Below are 654 nucleotides of genomic sequence, written 5' to 3'. Positions count from 1 at the left end.
ACTCATCAGTAATCACGTTGTTTTGTGCCGTTTCGGCTTGTGTAACTATTTGTGTTTTCATCCTGACCACCTGTTTCCAGAAAAATGTGGAAGAAATGTGAATTTGTGTGATGTTGGGCATGATTTTATTGACCAAGTGGAAAGTATTGTCAGAGAAATGTCAGGAATAGAACGCTGTTCGATATTATATTTGCATACGGTAAAGTCAGAGTAGTGTGAAGTTCATGTAGGAAAATGCGGATACCAAAGAACAAAAAGGAGCCGATTGGCTCCTTAGTTATTGAATAATATTACTATTTATTAGATTCGAGTTTATTGCTCGTCACTCTCTTTGTGGTTGTTACGGTAGTATTCCCACTGTTCAACACGTTCATCGTCAGAAAGCACACAGTAAGTTACACGCTCACCATTCTCTGACACAGTGTCCAGTTCGCCACCTTGTTGTACACAGTAAACGGCCGCCGGATTGGCAACAGAGGTGTACTCTGTTGAGCGAGTTGCGCCGTCATAGGTTGAACAACCAGCAAGTACCATTGTCCCTGCCATAGCCATCATGAAACTTGTTTTTTTCATCTTTATCTCCGCATGGGATAGGCGAGTATTGCCTTGATTATAGGCAACTTTCGTCAATTATTGTCTTATCGATGTTAAAAG

Annotated in this window: 1 protein-coding gene; it reads right to left on the bottom strand. The window is 41.0% G+C overall.

Translation table 11 applies throughout. The annotated features are described in order from the left end of the window. Positions 1–312: 312 nt before the first annotated feature. Positions 313–573 carry a DUF333 domain-containing protein gene (locus R8O11_RS28440; RefSeq protein ID WP_318195021.1) on the bottom strand — a complete coding sequence of 87 codons (261 nt, stop codon included), beginning with the start codon at positions 571–573 and terminating at the stop codon, positions 313–315. Positions 574–654 lie beyond the last annotated feature (81 nt).

This window comes from Vibrio sp. 1288 (assembly GCF_033344475.1).
Note: the sequence above shows the minus strand (reverse complement) of the source record. Positions and strands in the feature narration are given on the sequence as shown.

Coding starts and splice junctions, on each gene's coding strand:
- R8O11_RS28440 (WP_318195021.1), bottom strand. CDS start 573: ATGAAAAAAACAAGTTTCATGATGGCTATGGCAGGGACAATGGTACTT.